This is a genomic window from Glutamicibacter sp., from assembly GCF_035257265.1.
Classification (GTDB): Bacteria; Actinomycetota; Actinomycetes; order Actinomycetales; family Micrococcaceae; genus Glutamicibacter.
Window position 1 is genome coordinate 1 of the sequence record NZ_DATEXC010000021.1, and the last position, 3,924, is coordinate 3,924.

At 59.0% G+C, this 3,924-nt stretch carries 2 protein-coding genes and 1 pseudogene; all 3 read right to left on the bottom strand.

The features are described from left to right. Window positions 1-17 precede the first annotated feature (17 nt). Window positions 18-1,598 carry a transposase gene (locus VJ369_RS04995; RefSeq protein WP_324091021.1) on the bottom strand — a complete coding sequence of 527 codons (1,581 nt, stop codon included), beginning with the start codon at window positions 1,596-1,598 and terminating at the stop codon, window positions 18-20. A 143-nt stretch (window positions 1,599-1,741) separates the two neighbouring features. Next, window positions 1,742-3,313 (bottom strand): annotated as a pseudogene (locus tag VJ369_RS05000) (IS701 family transposase). 158 nt (window positions 3,314-3,471) lie between these two features. After that, on the bottom strand, window positions 3,472-3,924 hold a 453-nt coding region (locus tag VJ369_RS05005; RefSeq protein ID WP_324091022.1), incomplete at its 5' end, for an ABC transporter substrate-binding protein.

Below are 3,924 nucleotides of genomic sequence, written 5' to 3' on the forward strand. Positions count from 1 at the left end.
ACTCCATTGCGGAAAGGTCATTCCCGCTTCTGAATTTGGCTGAGATGCTCTGCCAGCCACGTTCGTAGTCGCTCTTGTACGGGCGGAGACAATTGCAAGACCATCTGGACAAAGCTCAAGGTCTCAAAGATTTCAAAGTAGCCCCCAGCGTACACAATAATATGCGTGCGTTGGGTCCGCAGCTGCTCAAAGGCAAGGGCTTGGCGCGTCTTGTCGGCAAATCGCGTCCCGGGCGGCGTGTTGGCAAACAGATGATACAGGCTGTAGCTTAACACCACCGTCAGGACATAAAAGACAACCTCGCTATAGCGCGTTGAACTGAGCTTTTGGAGCTGCCAACCGCCGCTTTTCATCTGCTCATAGTCCTGCTCAATTTCGGGACGTTCTTCGTAATGACGCACGATCCAAGAGGCGTTGAGCTTCCGGTCTGTCGTGACCAAGACGATATGGTCGGTCCGCTTTTTCTTCTTATTCCAGAACTGAATCACACAGGCATTCAACGGCACCTCGCATTCGCTCCACATATGCTCCACACCGCATACCAGAGCCATGCGCTGATTGGCCCTTGAGGGATGCGCTTCCCACTTCGCGGCCATCTCAGCCAGTTGGATCGCCTCCTGCGTCGCTAACATATTGGCTTTGAGTGGCATGATCACATCGACTCGGCGCTTGCGCTTCAAATGGGATAACGTGGCGCCGTCGATAAAACCGCGATCTTCGAGCAGGAGATCGCCCGCGCGTAACACCGGTGCGCGCTCCAACAAGGGACGACACAGTGCCACATCGTGTACCTGGATCGCGGACATTGCCACCTGGCTGAGCAGACCAGCGCTGTCGAGTAGGGTCCGTAACGTGGCCAGCTTGTACCCGCGCGCATACGTTCCGTCATCTTTTTTGACCACGCCACTACACTCATACGTCCCGGTTGCTAACGGCACCTCGACGCGCGTGGTATCGAGGATATGAATCCGTCGGCCCCGCCCTAGGCGGGCGTACTGTAACATGGAGACCGCAACATGCTGGTTGTACCACTGGACCAATTGATCGGCGACCTGCAGGGCGCGGATTTCGGCCTCGGCCTCATCCACCACGTGTTTGACCGCCCGGCGCGAGGCGCGTTCGCGCACTTTGACCGCTACACTGGGGACTTCGACAGGGCGAGGGGCACACTGGCTCAGGTCCACTTGCTGTTCCATTTTGACCAAGAGTTTGCGTACCACATCACCACTGAAGAGCTTGTCATCCGCGGTGCCGCGCACCGATAAACCCTGAGCCGGCTCGATGACTTCCACGCTGTAGCCCAAGGCACCCAACACCCGAGCCGAACGCAACACATAGCCCGTTTTACGCAGGGAGTACAGCCCGGCAAAACGCCCCGCCAGATGAGCGGGCAAAATGACCTCCATGCCAATTTCGGGCTCACAACGTGGATCGGGAAACGCCTCCGCCCAGGTCTTCAGCAGACCGCTGTCGATGGCAAACAGCAGAAATTCATCGGTTAACTCCTCACTGGCCGTCTCCATATGGACGAGTTTGCCCAACTCGATGGCCTGACGAACCGCTTCACCATGACGTGCCCACAACTTGATGCTCTCCATCACCCACCTCCTCGATGGATGAGGATAGCATAAGGCAGGGTCGTGTGGGCTTGAGGCACTCTAGAGACTCTATGTCAACCTTTCCGCAACGGAGATATTCCATTGCACTTATCGACGAGACACTCTATCTTGACAATGTCACATTAGGATGAGTCCTGTGGTTTCACTTGGGACTTCAACCGGCTACTGGTCGAACGAGCGCGATGGATCAGATGCGTGATGACAAGGTCCATAGCCTCTTCGGGGGTGAGCTGCGGCAAGGGCAACACTGCCTTTAACAACTCGCGCACGTTGGCGGTCGACAGCGCCGGCAAGACCTCGACTTCTAACTGGTGCGCCAGTGCGGGATCGCGTGCGTACATCTGCATCCATACCAATTTGGTCTGGGCGACGAACCACAACGCGGCCGCGGTGAGAGCCAAGTGATGCTCCCAGGCCCGATATTTCTGAGCCTGGAATGCGTCCCAGCCCATCTCCGTCTTGGCATCCTCAAAGGTGCGCTCGGTGAAGTAGCGGCGGCAACTCCACGCGATCAGACAGGCATGCGGCGTGTCCGTCGGGGCATTGAGCAGCGTATACGAGCAGGCACCATCGCTATTGCGTCGTATTACCAACCATTCGGTACGGGGCCTCTGGCCTGCTGCCACGGTCCAGACGCGCCTCACCGCGAAGTCTGCTGTCAACCATCCACGTTCCGTGAGGCGCACCTGCACCCGCTCCCACACCGTCTGAGGATGCTGGGCCAAGGCGCGCACCTCCTGGGGGCGCTGACCACTCAGCACCCGCAGCCGCGTGCGCGGCCGGCCTCTCTTGCCACGCTTCGGGGGCAGGCCCACGCGCGGCTCGTTTAGATACACCGACGTATCCGCGGGCACCTGAGCCGCATACTGGACGTTTTCGGCCGCCAAGGCGGCACGAAATTGGCTGTCCCGCCCATACAGCGCGTCACAGGCCAACAGGTCGAAGGGCACGCCCTTGGCCTTCACCCGCTTGACCATCTTCAAGCCCAGGGCGATCTTCGTCTCGAACGTACGGTCCGGGGGAATGCCCAGTTCTTGGCGGGTCTGGGCGAAAGCCGCCCCAAACCACTCTTCCGGCAAGAACAGCTCGCCATCCACCATCGCCCACAGTCCACCATTGGCATAGGTCAGGCAGGTATCGACCCGGCACACATCGACCTTGCCCAGCCGGCCATTCTACTGTCGCGATGCTCCGACATTGTGCGTCCCCGCTTTCTCATCCGCACTCTCATCCAGAATCAAGGTACTCCCCTGGGCCAAGGCCGGGGTCGCCTTGATCGCGGCTTGAATCTGCTCGAACACCGCGGGTCCTGACCAGGGCGAGTTCGACATGAAGTGCTGCAGGGCTTGCCCATCCCCCCCGTTCAAGGTACGGTCCATGTGGGCAAAGTTCCGTTCGGTATCCATGGTCAACTGAGCCCGCAGATAATCGTAGGCGCGCGCGCTGGTGTCGCGCGTACGGGTCGTAAAACAGCCACGAAAGCGTAGCCAGAACTGAGAGAGGCGGTCCCCCAGGTGGGCGACCGCTTCAGCCGACAGTCCCCAGCGTCGGGGGACATGCAACGCTGGCTCGCAGCGCTCAGAGACCTCGGCCGTCTCGTCCTGCGCCGGCCGTTCCCCCCAATGCCCGATCAACCGCCGCAGTCCAGTCCCGGCGTGGCTCTCCTCCAGGGACCACTCGGGGTAAGGTGCCATGGGAGCATCCTCCGTACAATCGCTGAGCCTTCGGGACCTTCCCAAAGGCTACTCGAAGGTTTGCCCCATGCCATGCTTTACCCTCGTCGTTCGGGAGTGGAGAGACACCACCTGGCACATATAGCAAACGGTTTAGCTGGGTCCCACGGACCACTCGTTTAATGTGACATTGTCAAGCTAAACGCCTTGCGCACGTTGATGTCAGTGAACGGGTCACGTTGATTGTGCATGCGGATCACAAAGAAACGCATCGACTCATATGGAGTGACCTTCAGACGAGGATGCTTTTCCAATTTCTCCAACTGGTCAGCCCCCAGGAGGGTCTCGATCATGTGGACATCTCCCTTCATCAGGGCCAGCGTCCGGCTTGATTGCTCCCGGATGACGCGGATCTCGACTTCATCGACGTGCTTCTCCCGCCAACCGCCCCAAAATTCTGGAAAACGTTCCATGAGAAAGCCCGTCGCCTGATCGAATTTCACCAAACGATAGGCTCCGGAACCCGCCTCGTGCTGTGCGAGCCACTGCTCGGCCCAGTCACCGTTCTGCTCATGCGCCTTGATGAGCGCCGGATTCACGATAGAGACTATGGGCATGGCCATACGGAATGG

Excerpts from the sequence above, each read along its gene's own strand:
- VJ369_RS04995 (WP_324091021.1), bottom strand. The coding sequence starts at position 1,598 with ATGGAGAGCATCAAGTTGTGGGCACGTCATGGTGAAGCGGTTCGTCAG.